Origin of the sequence: Actinomadura sp. 7K507 (assembly GCF_004348425.1) — a bacterium.
Classification (GTDB): domain Bacteria; phylum Actinomycetota; class Actinomycetes; order Streptosporangiales; family Streptosporangiaceae; genus Spirillospora.
The window spans coordinates 1-1,512 of record NZ_SMKK01000521.1; the positions used below are offsets into that span (position 1 = coordinate 1).

Consider the following 1,512-nt stretch of genomic DNA (forward strand, 5'->3'; position numbering starts at 1 on the left):
TCCAAAGACCCCGCCTCCAAAGACCCCGCCGCCAAAGAGGCTGCCGCACGGGGCCGGGACGCCGCGAGGGCGTGGGCGCGGGGCCGCGCCCACGCGCTGGCGTCAGCCTTTGCGGTCTTCGCCGGGCGTAACCACTTCGACCGGCACCGCCTGCGCCGTCCCGCGCCGGTGATCAACGACCGTCGGATGGGACGTGGTGATCTGCTGTCGGTGCACGAACTGGCCGCCCTCGCGCACCTGCCTTTCGACCCGGCCGTGCCCGGCCTGACTCGCGCCGGTGCCGCCTCGGTCCCGCCGCCGCCCACCGTCCCCGCCGCCGCGCGGGGTACCAAACCGCTCGGTGACAGCGACGCCGGAGTCGCTCGGCCGGTGGCGGTGCGGGTCGGCGATGCCCGCCAGCACCTGCACATCATCGGAGCCACCGGCTCCGGCAAATCCACCCTTCTGGCCCGCCTGGTGCTGGCCGACGCCACCGCCGGACGCGCCGCGGTGGTCATCGACCCCCGCGGCGACCTGGTGGGCGACCTGCTGGCTCGGCTGCCCGACGAGGCTGCCGAGCGGGTGTGGCTGATCGACCCCGACACCACCCCGCCCCCCGCGCTGAACGTGCTGGCGGGCCCGGACGGCAACCTGGTGTCAGACAACCTCGTCGGGATCGTGCACCGCATCTTCGCCGACTCCTGGGGGCCCCGCACCGACGACATCCTGCGCTCGGCCGTCCTGACCCTCCAGCAGTACCCCGGCGCGACCCTGGCCGACGTGCCCCGACTGCTCACCGAGGACGCCTACCGGATCCGCGCCACCCGCCGCATCGGCGGGCCCGGAGGCGATGACATCCTCGCCGGGTTCTGGTCCTGGTACGCGCGCCTGTCACCCGAGGCGCGAGCCAACGCCATCGGCCCGGTGATGAACAAACTCCGGCACTTCCTGCTCCGCCCGTTCGTCCGGCAGATCGTCGGCACCCCCGGCCCCGGCCTGAACACCACCGGTGTGCTGGACACCGGCGGCATCCTGCTGGTGCGCGTCCCCAAAGGCGTGCTCGGCGACGACACCGCGCGGCTGCTGGGCTCGCTGGTGCTGGCGCAGGTCTGGCAGACCATCACCGCCCGCGCCCGCCGCGCCGAGACCGCGCGCCGCGACGCCGCGCTCTATATCGACGAGGCACACGCCTTCCTGAACCTGCCGCACGGCCTGGAAGAGATGCTCGCCGAGGCCCGCGCCTACCGCCTCTCGGTCACCCTGGCGCACCAGAACCTCACCCAGTTCCCCTCGGCGATGCGGGACGCGGTCGCAGCCAACGCCCGCAACAAGATCTTCTTCGCCGTCTCCCCGCAGGACGCCCGCGACCTGGCGCACCTGACGCGCCCCAATCTCACCGGCCACGACCTGGCCAATCTCGGCGCCTACCAGGCCGCCGCCCGCCTCATCGTCGCCAACCAGGAAACCCCCGCCTTCACCCTCACCACCCGGCCCCTGCCCGACCAGACTCCCGGCCGCGCCGACGCACTACGG

At 73.5% G+C, this 1,512-nt stretch carries 1 protein-coding gene; it reads left to right on the forward strand.

Features of this window, described 5'->3' with window-relative positions:
• Positions 1-186: 186 nt before the first annotated feature.
• On the forward strand, positions 187-1,512 hold a 1,326-nt coding region (locus E1285_RS45030), incomplete at its 3' end, for a type IV secretion system DNA-binding domain-containing protein (protein ID WP_207947315.1).